This window comes from Paenibacillus baekrokdamisoli (assembly GCF_003945345.1).
Classification (GTDB): Bacteria; Bacillota; Bacilli; order Paenibacillales; family Paenibacillaceae; genus Paenibacillus_Z; species Paenibacillus_Z baekrokdamisoli.
On the sequence record NZ_AP019308.1, the window covers coordinates 4,241,050 to 4,258,415 of the forward strand.

Annotated in this window: 15 protein-coding genes and 1 tRNA gene; 2 read left to right on the forward strand and 14 right to left on the reverse strand. The window is 41.3% G+C overall.

The features are described from left to right. Positions 1-349 precede the first annotated feature (349 nt). The 9 genes from EKN16_RS18745 to EKN16_RS18785 form a co-directional block, all read right to left on the reverse strand. The gene (locus EKN16_RS18745; protein ID WP_125660559.1) at positions 350-1,363 is read right to left on the reverse strand and encodes an AI-2E family transporter; all 1,014 of its coding nucleotides are present in this window, start codon (positions 1,361-1,363) and stop codon (positions 350-352) included. 203 nt (positions 1,364-1,566) lie between these two features. Beyond that, complete coding sequence (locus EKN16_RS18750) at positions 1,567-2,220, reverse strand: M48 family metallopeptidase (RefSeq protein WP_125660562.1); 654 nt, start codon at positions 2,218-2,220, stop codon at positions 1,567-1,569. 209 nt (positions 2,221-2,429) lie between these two features. Beyond that, positions 2,430-3,794 (reverse strand): HAMP domain-containing sensor histidine kinase, encoded by a 1,365-nt coding sequence (locus EKN16_RS18755; protein ID WP_125660565.1) that lies wholly within the window; start codon positions 3,792-3,794, stop codon positions 2,430-2,432. Then, positions 3,791-4,465 carry a response regulator transcription factor gene (locus tag EKN16_RS18760; RefSeq protein ID WP_125660568.1) on the reverse strand — a complete coding sequence of 225 codons (675 nt, stop codon included), beginning with the start codon at positions 4,463-4,465 and terminating at the stop codon, positions 3,791-3,793. The genes EKN16_RS18755 and EKN16_RS18760 overlap by 4 nt, the downstream gene beginning before the upstream one ends. A gap of 181 nt (positions 4,466-4,646) precedes the next feature. Beyond that, positions 4,647-6,683, reverse strand: a complete 2,037-nt coding sequence (locus EKN16_RS18765) for a serine hydrolase domain-containing protein (protein WP_232015839.1) — start codon at positions 6,681-6,683, stop codon at positions 4,647-4,649. Positions 6,684-6,910: 227 nt separating this feature from the next. Next, positions 6,911-7,501, reverse strand: coding sequence for a YcxB family protein (locus EKN16_RS18770; protein ID WP_125660571.1), 591 nt, complete (start codon positions 7,499-7,501; stop codon positions 6,911-6,913). A 20-nt stretch (positions 7,502-7,521) separates the two neighbouring features. Beyond that, positions 7,522-7,776, reverse strand: a complete 255-nt coding sequence (locus tag EKN16_RS18775) for an ATP-grasp domain-containing protein (protein WP_125660574.1) — start codon at positions 7,774-7,776, stop codon at positions 7,522-7,524. A gap of 875 nt (positions 7,777-8,651) precedes the next feature. Beyond that, positions 8,652-9,623, reverse strand: coding sequence for a hypothetical protein (locus EKN16_RS18780; protein WP_125660577.1), 972 nt, complete (start codon positions 9,621-9,623; stop codon positions 8,652-8,654). A 1,072-nt stretch (positions 9,624-10,695) separates the two neighbouring features. Next, positions 10,696-10,899, reverse strand: coding sequence for a hypothetical protein (locus EKN16_RS18785; RefSeq protein ID WP_125660580.1), 204 nt, complete (start codon positions 10,897-10,899; stop codon positions 10,696-10,698). Between the two features lie 450 nt (positions 10,900-11,349). Between EKN16_RS18785 and EKN16_RS18790 the strand changes: the two genes are divergently transcribed. Next, on the forward strand, positions 11,350-12,138 hold the full coding sequence (locus tag EKN16_RS18790; protein ID WP_125660584.1) for a hypothetical protein: 789 nt from the start codon (positions 11,350-11,352) through the stop codon (positions 12,136-12,138). A gap of 31 nt (positions 12,139-12,169) precedes the next feature. Then, positions 12,170-12,655, forward strand: coding sequence for a hypothetical protein (locus EKN16_RS18795; RefSeq protein ID WP_125660587.1), 486 nt, complete (start codon positions 12,170-12,172; stop codon positions 12,653-12,655). Between the two features lie 35 nt (positions 12,656-12,690). Here EKN16_RS18795 and EKN16_RS18800 read toward each other — a convergent pair whose 3' ends face one another. From EKN16_RS18800 to EKN16_RS32335, 5 genes are all read right to left on the reverse strand, one after another. Then, entirely contained in the window at positions 12,691-13,470 is a 780-nt protein-coding gene (locus EKN16_RS18800) for a DUF4367 domain-containing protein (RefSeq protein WP_125660590.1), read from the reverse strand. Beyond that, entirely contained in the window at positions 13,457-14,041 is a 585-nt protein-coding gene (locus tag EKN16_RS18805) for an RNA polymerase sigma factor (RefSeq protein ID WP_125660593.1), read from the reverse strand. Before EKN16_RS18805 ends, EKN16_RS18800 begins: the two co-directional genes overlap by 14 nt. A gap of 400 nt (positions 14,042-14,441) precedes the next feature. Further along, complete coding sequence (locus EKN16_RS18810; protein WP_125660596.1) at positions 14,442-14,696, reverse strand: hypothetical protein; 255 nt, start codon at positions 14,694-14,696, stop codon at positions 14,442-14,444. A 248-nt stretch (positions 14,697-14,944) separates the two neighbouring features. Continuing rightward, positions 14,945-16,444, reverse strand: coding sequence for a TROVE domain-containing protein (locus EKN16_RS18815; RefSeq protein WP_125660599.1), 1,500 nt, complete (start codon positions 16,442-16,444; stop codon positions 14,945-14,947). Positions 16,445-16,816: 372 nt separating this feature from the next. After that, positions 16,817-16,874 (reverse strand) — tRNA-OTHER (locus EKN16_RS32335). Positions 16,875-17,366 lie beyond the last annotated feature (492 nt).

The following is a 17,366-nucleotide window of genomic DNA, read 5'->3' on the forward strand; positions in this document are numbered from 1 at the left end:
GGCGATATCCCCTTCATACAAGTTTATCCACTGTCCAGCTTATCGTACAATTACTCGCCTTCGATCATTCCGTAATAGCGTCCCATCCAGCTCCAACAGAAGACTAGATCAGTCATGCACAATCCTTTGCTGGCCCAATTTGAATCAAGTTGTAGGGATCGTGGATATTTTTACATGAAAAAAATCCCTCTCTAGGGAAAGAGAGGGCAAACCCACAATAACTTCTCACTTCGTATTTCCGTTCCAAACTAACTGTGAACAACACTCCACGTGCTGGAGATGACATCTTTGTGCTAGGCCTCCTCTAAAATAGCCTTTTTATCGATTAGATCAATCGATCAGCGGTAAATTAAGAACTCAGCTCATCAGTTTTGTTTACATCTAGAATATCCAAAAGAAAAACAAATATTGGAACACCAATTATTAATCCCCATACCCCTAAATAATGTTCCGAAAAAATTAAGATAACAAAACTATAAAACATCGGCAATTTAGTTTTTGAAGACATAAATCTTGGGTTAAGGAAATAACTCTCTATCAAATGAATCACAATTATCATAATACCAACATAGACAATCATCATTACTCCACCAATTTGAAGACCAATTAAGGAGAGTGGAATCATTGAGATAATTACGCCAACAACAGGAATCAAACTGAGTATGAATACTGTAATTGATAAAGCGAATAAATATGGGAAACCCAATATCCACAGACCAATTGTTGTTAGTAGAGTGTTAGTAATTGCGATAAGAAATTGAGCCTCAATTACCTTGCCAAATGAGACAACAAATTTCTTCCCGAAATACTCTGCTTCGTTATAAAACCAAGATATTTTACTTGTCTTGAATTTTGAAGTAAACCTCACAATCCTCTCCTTTTCAAGTAAGAAAAAGAGACTCAGCAACAATGATAAGAAGAATGTTTTTCCCCAGTCACTTAATTTGAGTAAAAATCCAAATCCTTGTTGTGCATATGATTGTAAATCTAAACTATCTAAGGCACTAGTAATACTATCTGGTAGAGAATTAAATTCTGGTGAATTAGACAGTTTTATTAACTCATTTGATACTGCTTTAATCTGATCAACAATTTTCGGTAGCAAATTCGAGATACCAGCAACAAACACTATTATAAGAAGCACATAAATAATAATTATTACTGCTTGGTAATTTATCTTAAAAAATCTATTTATAATCCTTCTAACATTGCTTTGTAGACTATTCATGATGTAGGTAATCAGTAAAGTTAGCAGTATTAGATTTAACATGCTTTGGAGACTAATTAATAAAACGCATATTAATAGTAGTATGGAGAATCTTCTAAACGTTATTGATGATAATATCCCTTTGATATACTCCATTAGCTTTTTTGCTCCTCACTTTAATAAATATAACTACTACAGCCAACCAACCATAACCAAGCTATTGTAATAGACTCGTATGTACCCTGATATATTATATTATACGGCTTGAGGGACTGCTTTCTGCACCCAAGCTCCGATCTTCACGGAATCTGAGAAAGTCAGCTCCACTCCTGCTTCTTGTGGCTTCAACGCAAGTTGTTTTATAGAGTCATTGACTGCCCATGCCTTGCTAAATATGCTTCCTTCTCTTTATAATCCGGCATTATACTTCCAACACGTCTCCAAAAGGATCGATCATGATTCATATGAAGCAGATGACATAGTTCATGGATGATTACATAATCGATCACTTCAATTGGAGCCATGGCAAGGCGATAGTTAAAGGTTAAATTTTTATTTGAACTGCAGCTTCCCCACTTGGTTTTCGACTCTACAACCTCAATGGTTTTGGGCTTTACTCGCAGTTGGTCTTGATATCTACTTATCCGTTCTCCTATTATCTTCTTGCAGCTTGAAATATAGAACTTCTTGAGATTCTTCTTAAGCTCCTCTTCATTTAACTCTTCAGTCTCGATTAACTCATGAAGAAAATATTCTTTCCCCAGATGAAGGAACTTTCCCTGATCTTGATACTCTCTGGTCTTAGGGGCTTTTCGAGCCTCCGCAAGTTGATGCGTCTTCTCCAGTATCCATTTGCCATGATGCTCCACAGCTCTTATGATAGTCTCTTCACTTGTTTCATTGGGGACTTTAACCATTATAATGCCTGCCGTGTCAATATGAATGGAAATCTTCTTCCTAATTCCGTATTGAACATGAAATTCTATTATTGTATTATCCATTTCAATTTTCATAACAACCATCATTTCTATAAGGTTATTTCTAATTCATCAATGCTCGCTGAGCTCACATGCATGATTGATATCATTTTATATATTACCATAAGCGAGAGATGCAGGTCCTTTTCCACTCCAACGACTCCATAAACGTACAGAGATTGGAACAGCAAACAGGGAAGGCGAATGATTATTCATTCGGCCTGCCCTGTTCTGTTACGAATTCATCAACCGACAGGCGGAGCAATCGGAAGCTTAACAGTTATTGTCGTGCCTTCCCCAAGCGTGCTCTTCACTTGAATGCTTCCATGATGAAGAGAGACCATTTTCTTAACGATGGCAAGCCCCAGACCGTTGCCGTTATTGCTGCGATTTCGCGACTTGTCTGCTTTATAGAAGCGTTCGAAAATGGGGTTAAGTTCCTCCGGTGAAATGCCGATCCCCGTATCGGTAATAGACACTTCAACTTCATTGGACTGGTGACTCATACGGATATGGATCATTCCACCGTCCGGCGTGAATTTAATACTGTTCCCGATTATATTCATCCAGATTTGATTAAGCAGATCCGCGTCGGCTGTTATTTTGGCAGCAGCTGGTAGCTCCAGGTCAATACGAATGTTTTTGGCCGACCATTGAGGTTCGCATGTGACAACAATTTGCCTGATTTGCTCCACAAGATTAAACGTCACCGGTTCAAAAGGATGATGTTCCGAGTCCAGAGAAGCGAGTTTAAGTAAATTATCGCCAAGCCGGGACAATCGTCCACTTTCTGCAATAATGATGTCCAGGTAATACACACGATCACCTTCGGCAACCAGGTTATTGTACTTTAAAGCCTTTGCAAAGCCGGAGATGGATGTGAGCGGTGTCTGAATTTCATGAGATACATTGGAAACAAAATCCTGCCTCATCTGCTCCAACTGCTTAAGCTCACTGGCCATTTCATTAAAGCTCTGAGCCAACTCTCCCATTTCATCTGTGCGTTTCAATTTTAATTCCACGTCAAAATCGCCCTTCGCCAGTCGTTTGGTCGCTTTTTTCAACACTTTGAGAGGGTTCACCAAATATCTGGCGGCAATGAGAATACACAAGCTTCCAATCAACAGTGCGAGTAGCAGAACAATAAGCACCATGCGATTGATCATATTTTCGTTCTGAGAGGAATTTTGTAAAAACATCGCATGCTGCTTCCCGTCGAAAGAAAAGGGGATACCGATGAATGCATCTTCTTCCTTGGCTATCGAGCGGTAATATTTACCCTGCAGCACTTTTTGAATCGCTTTGGGTGGAACTTGGATGATATTATTTTTCTCCAAACCGTAGAAGGTTTCTTCTCCAGCATCATTGAATAAATGAATCTGATAAGCAGATAGCTTCACCATACGTTTGATGTAGGTATCCGTATCTTTAGGTTTCGTCTGTTCATAGAGCTGAATGATTTCCTCACCTGCTGCAATCATGTCATTCTGCCCTACTTCGTTAATTTCTTTCTTGAATACAGCAAGTCCGATCAGAGTGGACGTAAGCAGGCTAAAGATAATGACGGCCAGAAACGTAAGAATGACGCGGGCATACAAGGTTTTTATCATGGTGTTACTAACCTGTACCCGAGACTGCGAGCTGCTTCAATTTGAAAATGCTGCGTATCAGCGACAAACTTCTCCCTTATCCGCTTGATGTGGACATCGACAGTCCGGTCATCACCTTCATAATTCATCCCCCAAATCTGCGTGATGAGCTGTTCCCGAGTGAATATTTGACCTGGATGGCTGGCCAGCAAAAACAGCAGTTCGAATTCCTTCAAAGGCAGATTCAGCACTTCGTCTCCCCGAATGACTTGATAAGACCGGCGATTCAGCATGATCCCGCCCAACTGTACGGTCTGGGAGGAAACGATCATAGAACGTTTCAGCAGCGCCTTTACCCTCATTACAAGTTCCATCGGGTCGAACGGTTTCGTCAGATAATCATCCGTTCCAAGCTGGAAGCCCTTCACCTTCTGTGCCGCTTCCGCTTTGACCGTCACCATCAAGAGAGGGATATTCGAATCCCGCTGCCTGATCTCTCTACATAAATCCCAACCGTTCATTACCGGCATCATAATGTCAAGGATCACCAGATCTATCCGAGAATCCTCTATAATGGAGAGGGCTTCGGAACCGTTTGTTGCCTCTACGAGTTCAAACCCTTCATTTCGCAGGAACAAGGACATCAGCTCACGAATGCGAGCGTCATCATCCGCGATAAGTATTGTGGCCATGAGAACGATACCCCCTATCAAATTCTAACATGACAATTTGCACATCTATAGAATGAGCAGGTTCATTATATCGTTAATTGCGCTGCCTTGAAAACTTCCTGCTGAGAATCGGCCGCCATCAGAAGATGGTCATCCCGATTAACAAGGATGACCATCTTCTGATCTGCCAGCGACTCTAATTTCAACCAAACTGCCATCCTAGTAAGTTCCAGTGGTAGAAAAACAGACTCAAAGCCATCGCGGCAAGCACCACAAGCGTGTAATACACCCGCATGAATACATTCCAATATTTATCTCTCCATGCCATAATAGCCGATAGAATCATCGCCACAGTCAATCCAACAAAAATAATGGGCATAACCAGAACTAATTTTACGGAAATGGAAATGTGGCTCAGTCGTTCTAATGTGTCCATATTCATAATGAAAGTAACGATCAGTATGCAGGTTATTAGTCCCCAAACTGCAGTAGCCGCAGAGAGCCAAGCTGCCCGCTTTTGCGGTGCTTCCATCTTGTTAACTGCGCGTATTCGGAAAGCAAATCCGATTAATCCAACGATAAACAGTACAATTGAGCTGCCAAGCAGGGGAAACCAGAACTTCGTTTCATCAATTAAGTGCGCACGCTCGAGCGGCAAGAACGTGAGAAAGTCAAACATCATTTCAGTGACTTCTCCTGATGCATTGGTGCGGAAGCCGATCTGATGCGGGCCTCCAACTTGCTGGAACAAATCCTGTCCAATCGGAACGTACAGCATTTGTTCTTCTCCCTGTCCAATGGCCAACTTGTTATCGGATATGGATATGTTCATCTCAGTCATAAAACCATAAAATTTATCTATATCACTGTAGTTGCGGCGAGTGAACTTATAGGAGCCGGCATATTTCCCGATTATTTCTGCAATGTTGGCGGGCATAGGCGGGAGTTTGACTTCCGGCGCCGGGAAATAGTGGTCGAAAAAGGCTTGTAACATCCCTTCCGCAGCCACTCCACCATCACCGCCGCTATAGGATACAAAAATACCGATTTGCTTATCGGGAACGAGATAAAGTTCCGTACTGAACAGTGTGTCGGCGCCGCCATGAGAAATCAAACGATGTCCGTTGACATTTAGCTCGAAAAAGCCAAGATCTATACCCGGTAAACGTTTATCGAACTGGAACGCCGTCGAATGCATTAATTTGGCGGTTTCCGGCTTCAGAATCTGCTTGTTTTCGTAGCGCCCTTCATTGAGGTGGGCCATCATGAAATGGGCCATATCGAGCGCAGAGACCGACCCCGATCCGGCGGGGCGGAAGCCACCCTCAAACGTAGGCGGTTTGCTGACAAAACTACCGTTCTCACTAGCATAGCCAAGCACTTTATAAGGGTCTAAAGACGCCGGTATAGGTTCCTTAACTGTCGCATATTTCATGTCGAGCGGTTCGAAAATGTTTTTTTGAATATAGTCATCATAAGGCACGCCGCTAACCTCTTCAACAATCAATCCCGCCAAAGAAGCGCCATAGTTGGAATAGGATACCTTCTCGCCTGGCGGCCGAATCCGTGCCAGCATGTGCTTGGAAAGCGTATCGGAAATCGACACGGGCAGTTTCTTCGGATCTGTGGTGATCTGATAGCCGACACCTCCTTCTTCGAACCCCGCAGTATGGGTTAAGAGATGGCGTAACGTGATGGGCTGCTTATAAGTATCCGGTATCTTCACCGTTTTCAAGTATTTGTTGACGTCCGTATCGAGGTCAAGTTTGCCCTGCTCGACCAATTGCATCACCGCTGTCCAGGTGAACAGCTTCGTTGTCGAAGCGATCCGGAACAGGCTGGTTTCAGGGTCTATGGGGACGTTTTTTTCGATGTTAGAATGTCCATAACCTTGGGCGAACAGGAGCTTGTTATCCTTCACAATGGAGATGACTGCCCCTGGAATTTTGAATAGATCCATACTCGATTTCATCTCTTTGTTGACGAACGCCTCAACCTCGGCGGAGTTGTTCAGATCCCCAGGCGCTTCATCCGGTTTAACAGCTTGCTGCGAAGTCGTCTCGGAAGCTGCCGCAGAGACCGGTTCCTGTACCCAGAAGAAGCTCGATCCAATTCCAATTACCAAGAAGGATAGTAAAAGCAGCCCGGCTACAAATTTCTTTTTCCTTAAATCCGGAAAGGTAAACATCTTAGTTGTCGACATCATAAGCCCCCAAAATTCATCGTATTTGTGATTCACACCATTCTCCCGACTTTCCTTGTACCTTTTTTGCACCAAACATTTCCACGACTTTCTTTGGAAAGCTTATCAAAAAGTTATGAACGGACAGTGAACACTTACAACTTTTATTAGGGGCCTGATTAAACACAATCACTGAGCAAAGATGCAAATTGGCAAACTAAAGGGGAAGGCAACTTTGCCTTCCCCTCTTGGCCTATTGTAATCCAGCACATCTGTAATGAATTCTAATCAGCAGATATATACTGAAATACTCCTACCGTTACAAGAAAAATCATCAAGTAAATGAAAATCATGATCAAGACCAAGACACCGAATCTTTTTTTCTTGTGTACTACCTTTTCTTTAATCAAGGAAAGTAAGCTGTTTTTTTGTGCCTCTGTTACACATCGGAGTGGAAGAATCTGCGCCGAACGATCTGTGATAAAGAAATACATTGCATTCTTGGTAGTGATTACTTGTCTTAAGTCGTTCCATTTTATAAGAGCACTCATTGATTCAGATGCAAGTCTTATTCCTTCCTCACTAAATTCATAGCTTTTCGTTTCTTGAATAAATTTATTGTTGTAGCTTTTCTTTGCACTTCTGTATGTAACGATCGGTATTAATATCATGAATAACAACCAAAACCAAACCACTCCCGGAACAGAGAAATAACCCTGATTACTAATAATAGATATCCACGAAACCAGTATAATAAAAGTAACTGTTAGTAGAATAGCCATCGCACTTTTCCTGAACAAATAGCCAAAATTAAATTGCACGAGATCCTTGCTTGTTAGTTTAACTTCGACTGATATATCTCTTGTATGATTCAATATAACTCACCCTTCAAATTCTATTTAGCCATTTGGTCTTGCAAGGATCGGTAGAGTAGAATCCCTCTATGTTGCGGCATGCCGCTCTTCGGGTGCTTGGTCATAGGCTCCAGTTCCACGTATTCACGGAATACAACATCACCACTCAGCTCTGCTCCCTGCCATTTAATCAGATTTCGGACAACATATTGCACATGCTGGCTGTTCGATGCATCCGGTATGAAACAAGCTTCTTCCCATTCATGCTTACGAGACTTCGCATAGTCCTTAATCATAATCGGCTTACATATTCCTCAGGTGTATTGACGAGGTTGAGATTCTTGAACTTCAGGGTATCATGAACAGTTGTGATTATATACCTTAATAGTGACATTCTATCACACAATTTTTCTTATTTGGATAAAATTTCTCAATATATACCGCCATTTCATTGTTCCATCAAAATCCAGATCCTTTTCTGATTGCGCAACGACGACATAAACCATGCGATCTCCAGCAATTTTATAAATGAACTGCTTCGTGTAGCCTCATATGCTGCGACTCCTGAGATTGACGAGACGAATTGCTCTTGTTACAGGACAAGGCAAATAAGAGGGAGACGATAAGCATCCGCTTATTATCCCCCTCTTATGACAATATACTGCACTCTCATACACTACTATTTATTCATCTAGATCCATAGCAGCTACACTGTCTAGCAAAGTAGAATACCCTTGTACATGAAGCCATAACGAATCCCGTACTTTGGGCACATAACAGAAGAAGGATCCGCCGCAGCGGATCCTTCACCTGAGTTAATGCTAAGTTTTGAATATGTATCGGATAATGTCGCAGTATCTTCAATTAAATCTATGTTTTCTGGTTGTGGCTTAGTAGACTCGCTAACAATTGAGTTATCATAAAACAGAAGATTTTTTACTTATTGACAAGAAATCAAAATATTTACCATTGTCAATCCTGCAAATATAGATGATAAGGCCAAAAATGTATAAAATAATAAATTATTTTTATTCATATTTTTAATAGAAGAAACTAGTAGAAAAATAAATAACCCGAAATAAACTGCAATAATAATCTCCATTTTATCCTCCAATAAAAAATAATAGAAGTAGAATATTCTACTTCTATTATTATACTATAAAACCGAATTTTATTGGGTCCAATTCCACTGGTACGCAATATCAGGCGATTTATCATAATTTGTACTTCCTGCGATTTCAATCGTCACAGAACCAGTTATTGGATTGAAGCTAAGCGATCCAGTAACTGCACCTTGTTTATGGAAGTAGTCAGCAACGGCAGCCGAGCTCATTTTTTGTCCAGGAGTGGTGATAGCTTTTTGGATAGCAACTTCTCCCCATCCTTTGTGTTCCTCTGTTGAGAAGTTGTTACCTGTAAGTCCGTTGTCATCTTTACAAGTCGGTGATATGTAGCTTTGTATAATATCTGCAGACCAGCCAATGCCTTTTTTAATAGTGTAATCTGTGTAAGTACTGATATTTCCAGTTGCTTTCTCACAGTACGTATGAGGTAATTGATTTCCATTATGGATGGCTTTGTAATTATATACAGCTGTGGCGGGGATAGCATCAAAGTCGTCGGACCAAGAAATCCCGAACTTATCGGTCAGAGTGTAGTTTGGTTGATACTTCCAATCCCAATAGTAGTCTAACAAAAATTTCTTATATCCAGATGGTGCTGTGATAGAACTTCCTACTAAGCTTCCTGTAAAGTTTGCTAACGATCTTGGAGCAACGGTTAGCGACAACTGTCCATCCTTACCTTCAACAAGATTTCCAACCGTTTCTTCGATGCCTACAAAAGTGCCCTGATTATTGTACAGGTTCACTTTTGTGTCGAGTTCAAATAAAGAAATAACATTTGCAGGATACCCGGCGGAGGTGAGGTAAGCATTAAGTTCTGCTTCTGTCGGTTGCGCGCTAGAAGGAAGTCCTTCTAGCTCCTCTTGTGAAACACCAACCTCATCTACTAAAATACTTTTTGCTGATGTCGTAAGTTCATTAATACCATCACCCTCAGATGTTGCGAAGGCAGAACTGGAAATCGAAAGCATCAGACACAAGCAGCCCAAAGCTAACCCCATAAATCTCTTTCTTTTCATAAAATTTCCTCCTATTCTTTGTATTGGAATCTATCATCTTACAAATATCTAACAAAGTAAAGATAAATTTTCATTAAGAAACCATAATTGTTCCTTAGGCGGCCGCCTTTGCGATAGGGTCGTAAACGCGATGAAAGCAAGTTGAATGGGGTCATAATATGGGTTAACCGGTTCCTATTGGCGGTACCCAATAGAATTTTTTTCAGCAGACACCTAGATCAAAGATATTTTTTTCATATAGTAAGCTAGGACAATTTAAAACCTCTCCTCCCCCGTCTCCTCCTCCTGGTACGGGGTCTCTTTTTGTGTTAAAAGATTTTCATAGCAAGAATACTAAAGAGAACGAATAAGCACAGACATCTGTATATAACCTCATATTTTGTGCAATAGTCTATCCTCTCAAAATTTGAAAGGCGGAGCAATTAGAAGCTAGCGTACGAAAACACAAAAACGGCCTCTTCGCTTTCAATGCGAACAGAGGCCATTTTTTGTAATTGTTCCACGGAATGGAAAATCAGCTCTAATGAACGAATATGGCCAAATTCCGAGATCGTTTTTCTGGCTTTTCTTTTCTATCGGGCTACCCGTAACTAGAGGTAGCGGCTATTTCTATATTGTTTGAGAAAAGGCAAACATCCGTTTTAGTACGGAAAAAAAGCGTTTTATCAATCATTTTGCGTTATTGCTGCGCTGCTGCGGTTGTCTCTTAAACCCCAAAATATATAGTTGAACTATGCAGCTTAGAAACTAGCCTCCTTTTGTGGGGCGAAGATATTTGGGAGCTAAATAAAAGAATTTCTAAGGATAGCGACAAGATCTGAGCATTGAACTCCCATGAAAAATAAATTCGCAGTTACAGAAAAAGGGATCACGAGCAAAATCAATAAAAAAGAGGTCTCGTCAAAAAATAGCTAATAACTACTCCAATAACGAATAAGACAACCACTACCAAAAGCACCTTAATATCTCGACTTACCATATTTGCCTCCTGTAATTAGATTAATTGATCTCTCTCCCTACTAGACTCGCAGGCGGTGTTCGGAAGGGTTTATTCCGAATACCGACAAGAGTGCTATTCCTTTTCTACATATGGGACTTCGTTCCGTTCCGCCGATGGATCGTATACCACTTCTGTTTTTCGTCCGTCTGGATAGACAAGAATGACCTTTCCCTCTACCCCATAGCTGTAAGGTAAACCGGCAGCCCAAGCCTCTGCACGCGCTTTCTCACCGGCGATTCGACCCAACTCATGTAACTCTATCGTTATTTCCTTCATCGCTTCCACCGGCCTTCTGCTTCAGCAATGTCATTCAGGCTAAGTCATATCCATTTACTACTGAAATAAACATTGATACTGGTGTACTTTTAAAGTCATTTCTAACCATAATTCTAATAAATTAAAAAAATTGCAACCAAGTCCACTTTATGGGTGTTCATGTTTTTAGAAGGTAGAACATGCTCTGTTCTAGCCATATATCTCCACTAAAATTAAGAGCATGTTTCGTTGGTTTCATATGTTTCTAGAAAACCTTCTCTAGGAGAATTGTACTTTCTATGAAAAGGAGGGTTTACAGAAGGACTAGGACAAAGTCTGCCGCATTTGCAATTACTTCTTTGTCTTTTGAAACAGGGGACGAATAAACCGCCCTCTTACCGCTCTTTCTTAACACGAGGGAGGTAATGTGATTTGTTTCGGAAGGTTATCCCTCTAGGAGGAATCCTATTATTGGGCTTCTCACTCCTTACCGGTTGTCAGTCATCTAATAACGTTCGAGTCGACAATCCTACAGTACAAAATGACAATACAACCCCAACATCTGCCTTAACAAAACCTAATGCTGATTTAAAACAAGCCGTTGAAGCAAAAGCAACTTTACGTGAACATGTGGCGACTGCATTTCAATATTTGGATAATGGGGATCGAATGGACAATCCCGACGAGTTTTTGGAATACGTAATGGGCAAATTGCAGACATTTCTATCGTTAGATGAATCCATGCAGCTTAACAATGATGCTTTCAGTAAGATATCCAAAGGGATTCAGATTATTGAAGTTCCCAATGGTAGATTCTTTTCGTATCGGGGACAGCCAATTGTTTTTGGTGATTCTGCTCCGTCCTCTTATAGTTTATTGCAGACCTTCTCAGGAGATCATCTATTAGTCTTTAAGATATTTACCGCTGATACACGGCAGCTCTTGAATGCTCAAGTGCTAGGAAATAATCAATTTATTGTGTCGGGAATGGATGTTGAGCGGCCAAGAAAAGCTTTTTTCGATGTTGTTAGCATAAATAAAGGAAAACTCACAATAGAACCAGGGCTAGCGCCATATAATGATGGAACCTGGAATATTGAAAGTACATCCGATTTGATCTCTAGAATGGATAACGAGCTTATCGAGACCTATGCAACCAAGGTAGAGAAGAATAACACGATTGTCAGCTCCAGTGATCAGAAGGAGTTAACACTTAGATGGAACGAGCAGATGAAGAAGCTGGAAGTTCTTAAAAAATAATTGTGAGCTTAAAAGAGAGGGATGTTTTTAAATGAAAAAAACAAGAATTCCATCCAAGTCCATTTTTGCCTTTATCATTACATTATCATTTATTCTAGTACCGACAACATCGTTTGGAGCAGTAGCCCAGAGGCAGACCCCTCTGACTTCACCACCACCAACAGAAATTCGCATGCAGGGTTTTTTCGAGTCAAACAACAAGTATCTCGATCAAGGTGATGTTAGCATTAAAGATAATTTAGATCAAACTGTTACTATTACCGTTAGCACGGTATCAAAATCCACCGTATCTTCGATAGGCGCTACGATCTATCTGCAAAAGTACACAGGCTCTACTTGGATAGATGTGGGGCCTGCAACAACAATAACGGGATCGAATAAATGGTACTTCACAGGAGAGGCCAAAAAAACCACTACCAAGGGGTATTACTTCCGAGCTCGCACGGTTCACTGGGTCAGTAACAACGGCACTTATGAGCAAGGAGAGATCACTTCCGACTACATATTGGCAAACTAATAAAAACTAAGGGGGAAGGCCACTATGCCTTCCCCTTAGTTTATGTTTTTTGCTACTTTAATCATTTCTTCTTTGCTTAAACTTCCCGAGATTGAAACATACATGTTCACAGTCATATACTCCAAACTTACCCTATTATCGTTAGCAATAAAAAGATACGCTTCGTTGCTGTTTATTTTAATCGTTTCTACGGTTCCGCTTTTTTTCGTATTGTTAGAAGTAAGTGTCTCGTTTTTGTCGAGCACTCGTATCGTGATCATCAGCCGTTGACTTGCGTTGTTGTCGTACAATAAGACTGCTTTACCGGCTCTTTCTTGTGTCTGCCTGAAATATAAAGTAATGTCTGTTTGCTTCAATTCCTTAGGAACATAGTTAATTGAAATGGGAGCGAAAGCAACTTGTTTTGATGCTTCCTCCCAAGTATTATATTGCCTTTCAATCATTTCACCGTTATACATATCCGACCCTTCAGAAGTACTGCCGCTATCGCCAGGGGCTGAAGTCTTTGGTTCCGTATCCGCCTTGTCCTTTGAACCGAAGATTAAACTAACCACATCAATTTGTATGCTTTTAATGGTATGAAAAAAAGGAGTAAAGGCTTTAGTAACAGTTGGAGTTCCAAATATGAATGCACCTAATAGGAATGAAGCGGCAACGTAGGGCAGTACTTTAAGACGCTGCAATCTCTTTTGTCGACGTCTCACAACATCTTCAACACGCTTCCAAGATGCTGTTGAATCTGGAACCGTTACATAGTTATTAGAGGCTTCATCGAAGGCATCATCAAACATACGATCAAATTCATCTTTGTTCATGTGCTTCACCCCACTTCCTGTGAACTCTCTTCTTTATTGCTTCTCTGGCTCGGTGTAACTTATATTTGACCGTTTGTTCCGTAGTATCCAGTACATCTGCAATTTCCTTATAACTCATATCTTGCTTCCATCGCAGTTCGACAAGAGCACGGTATTCGGGTTTTAATTCATTCAGACACTCGTCAATCTCTTCAATCATGATTTTTAACTCAACTTCATTCTCAATGGTTTCTGCATCTGTTGCGTATTTGATACTGTCGTTAATAAAAACACTCTCAGCATCAACTTCGTTGCGATTTTTCTTGCTCTTCCTCAAATAATTATAAGTCGTATTTTTGACAACGACTCTAATCCATCCCTTTAACTTGTACTCTGAATCGATATCGGGCAGCTTTCTAATCGCTTTTAAAAATGATTCCTGAATGATATCTTCTGTAGCTGCGTGCTCCTTGACCATATAAATGATGGACCCATAGACCATCCTGTAAAACTCCATATACACTTCTTTCTGCAATTCTGTCTTTAAAGCTCCAAAATGGCATTCAAGCAAGAGGAGCAGTTTACTTTGCATAAATCGGTGATTCCCCCTCAAATTTATATCAAGTATAGGCAAAGAAAGTAAACGAATGCTCAAAATCCAATTATATCCTATCTATTAGTGTATTGGTTCATCATTTTCCAATTTCAGCAGGCTATAATGACTTTTTTAAAAGAGGTGTAAGGTGAGTACCAGAACCTCACGGAATATGAAGGAGAAAGCAAATAAGAGCAAGACGATAAGCATCAGCTTATTGTCTCGCTCTTTCCATTCACTACCGACAGCTGATGAATGAATTGTTTATACATATTCAATATTCATTCTTTGAAGCAGCCAGTATCGAACATTAAATTTCTCAATTCAATTGTTTTATTCTGATACGTACACGAGAATGAAACTAACGGAAGACCGTTCTCAAGCCTAAGTCCAATAATTATCTTCGAACTCCTGTAAAGTATTCCTCAATAACTTCAATTTTTGGTTTGCTAGTATGAAATATATAAAATTCCCGTTCTGGGTTTTCCTTATGATGGAGCTTATAACCTTCCCAAGCACTCATTGAATTACCATATTCTTCAACTAGTGTCATTTCTTCAATCGTTCGTAAACGATTCTTAGATACTACTTTAATTGCTTCTACCAAAACAAAACGACTGGGGTAATGGCTGCAAATTTCAGACCATTTCATATCACACAGTCCCTTCATATCATTTTTCTAGTATAACATACATTTACAATTCCATACCGCGACATCCCATGGCACAATATTCATTTACCCTCTTCATACTTATGATAATAAGAGGGAGACGATTAGGAGTGACCCCCTATTGTCTCCCTCTTATGTTGACTACTCCTTCGAGGCATTCAAGAAAAATAAAGATATAGGTTGTATCGCTCCCGTTACTTTTATCCAGCGTTTCCTACTAACCCTTAATCCTAATCAGTTAAATCCAGTGCAGCTACTCGCTCCTTCAATGTAGAATATCCTTGTACGGATTGAGCGATGTACGAAAGTACAGTTTCACTCCAACCGTAAATATAGAAGGTTTGAGGATCCTGATCTGGAACCATCGCAGTCCGATAAGGCGCTATATCTACGATAAAAGCCTTCACATCACGGTTGATCTTCGAGCGGTACAGTTTCAATTGACTGTAGAACGGGCTCCCGCTGTTTTGCTGCTCATCGGTAATGATGATGATTTGGTCCACTTTTTTTCGCTCCTGGATCAGCTTCTGTATCGGTGCCCCCGTATCTGTTCCACCACGGGCATGTATTTGCGCCGCCTGAGTTAAGATACTATCTTTACGAGAGGGGTTCGCATCGTATACATCCGTATCGAACAGCCAGAACAGGGAGTTCCCCTGCGTCTTCTTATACAACGCCAATGCGAAGACCGAACCGATTTCTAGGTAATCTCCGTCCATCGAGCCTGAAATATCAAGGAAAATAGCCGTACGTTCTCCGAGCTCGGGCAGGTTGTCAAAAGTTAGCTCAGCCGCTTCTCGCAAAGCGTCCCGTAACTCCGGATGTTCGACTTGCCGGAAAGCGGTCGCTAATCGGAACGGCAATATTTTGGCTTTTCTCAGCGCCTGTTTATTGGTTAGACGGTTTACGACATAATCTAGATTCTGCTTTTCCTCCAAAACACCTGCCCTCTGCAAAGCATTCATATGTCGCAGCATTGCGAATGTAGGCATTTGGTAAAGTAGCGCTTCCCAGACTGCCTTGGTTGGCTTAATTGCACCTGTAACTGTTTCATACGGAAGCTTTCCACGTTCGATCCATGTAATCTGCTCATGCTCCGTAGAGGCAAGCTTTAAGCTCTCCAGTGCTTTCACCTGTGGCAGCAAGTCGAGATTAGCCTCTTGCCCGCGCAAATAACGGAATAGTGCCTGCTGCTTCAGGTCATCCGGTTTCGGATGTGCAGTAGCAATGGCATCCCCCAGGCTGTATCCGCGTCCACGTCCGTTGTACTTGATCGCCCAGTATTCAGATATCCCAGATAAGAAGCGGTTCACTTGCCTTTTTACAGCACGACCGCCTTCCCCCCGACCGAGTCCCTTCAGAATCGTTAAGAAATCGGACAAATCGGAAGGAAATCGCACAACCTGCAAGAAGATCTTTGCGAACAAATCTGGGCGATAGACGGACAAAATCGCAAGGCCGAACAGCGGTTGCAACCTCATAAAGCCTTCGTTTCGAGCAAACACAATCGCCTTAGCCATGAAAGTCGGGTTTGTCTCAGCCATCTCGTGATGGAGCTGCGCCGCCTCGGTTAGCAGCACATTTTGGTCCGCATAAAAGGTATTGCTCATTGTGTTGGTGAGAAGTGTCTGCAGATATTGCTCCTCCACAGATCGTGTGAATGCAGGGTAGTTATCTTTGTTAAATATATTGGGCCTAAGAGACCCGAATAGTTTCTTTGCTATACTCATCTTTCGTAAGCCTCCTTAAAGTTCTCGAAGAAGTTGCCTTGTAAACGTTGATAACACTGGTGAGGAAAAGGCAGGATAGGCTGCTGCAGGAGTCGAACCTGCCGGATTGCCCAGGTATATCAGTGCTCGATTAAGTTCGAAGTACCCCATCCCGGCGCCTCACCGGTTATTATTGTATAATTTGTTGGAAACGAAGCGAGGAAGTGATTGAAAAGGCCATTAGTGTCCATATGGACACCATCAATACTTAACCCTAATAAGTCGAAGGATCCCTTTCTGGCGCCTCGCTTCGTGGTTCAATTGTGGAAGATCATCGAGGAAGTTGGTCGGAAGGGGACAATGCTGCTCTACCAACTGAGCTATTCCTCCGATTGGAGGAAGTTGGACTCGAACCAACGACAAGCCGATTAGAAGTCGAAGTAACCCTTCCATGCGCCTCGATGATCTGTTCTGGCCAACACTTTATCATGCCGGCCTTCTGAATCTATCTTCGCTCATTTTCGAGCTTACGAACATGGCGAAAGTATTACGACAGTAGATAAATATTCCAATTTCATTATCACTGCGGCTACTTCTCAGTGAAAGAATAATAAAAGAATCGGCAAGAAAACAAAGAAAAACCGCGCAGCATCAAGCTTTCCCGGTTTTTCGAACGTTAAATATTTTATTATTTATTAAATAAGAAGCACAGCCTCGTTGGCTTATGCTGAGGATATTCAGGATAGGGGTATGATTTCCTTGTGAATATCTATACCTGTGGATATGTTAATAACTTTATTCAAACTTATTCACAGTAAGGATTTTATACTTGTGGGTAATGTGCATAAACCTGTGTATAGTTTTACCTTAAACATCGGTTGGTCCTCATGCACGCCGATCAACGGCACAAAAAAGAGCCGTCCCACAGCCCATTAACGGCCGA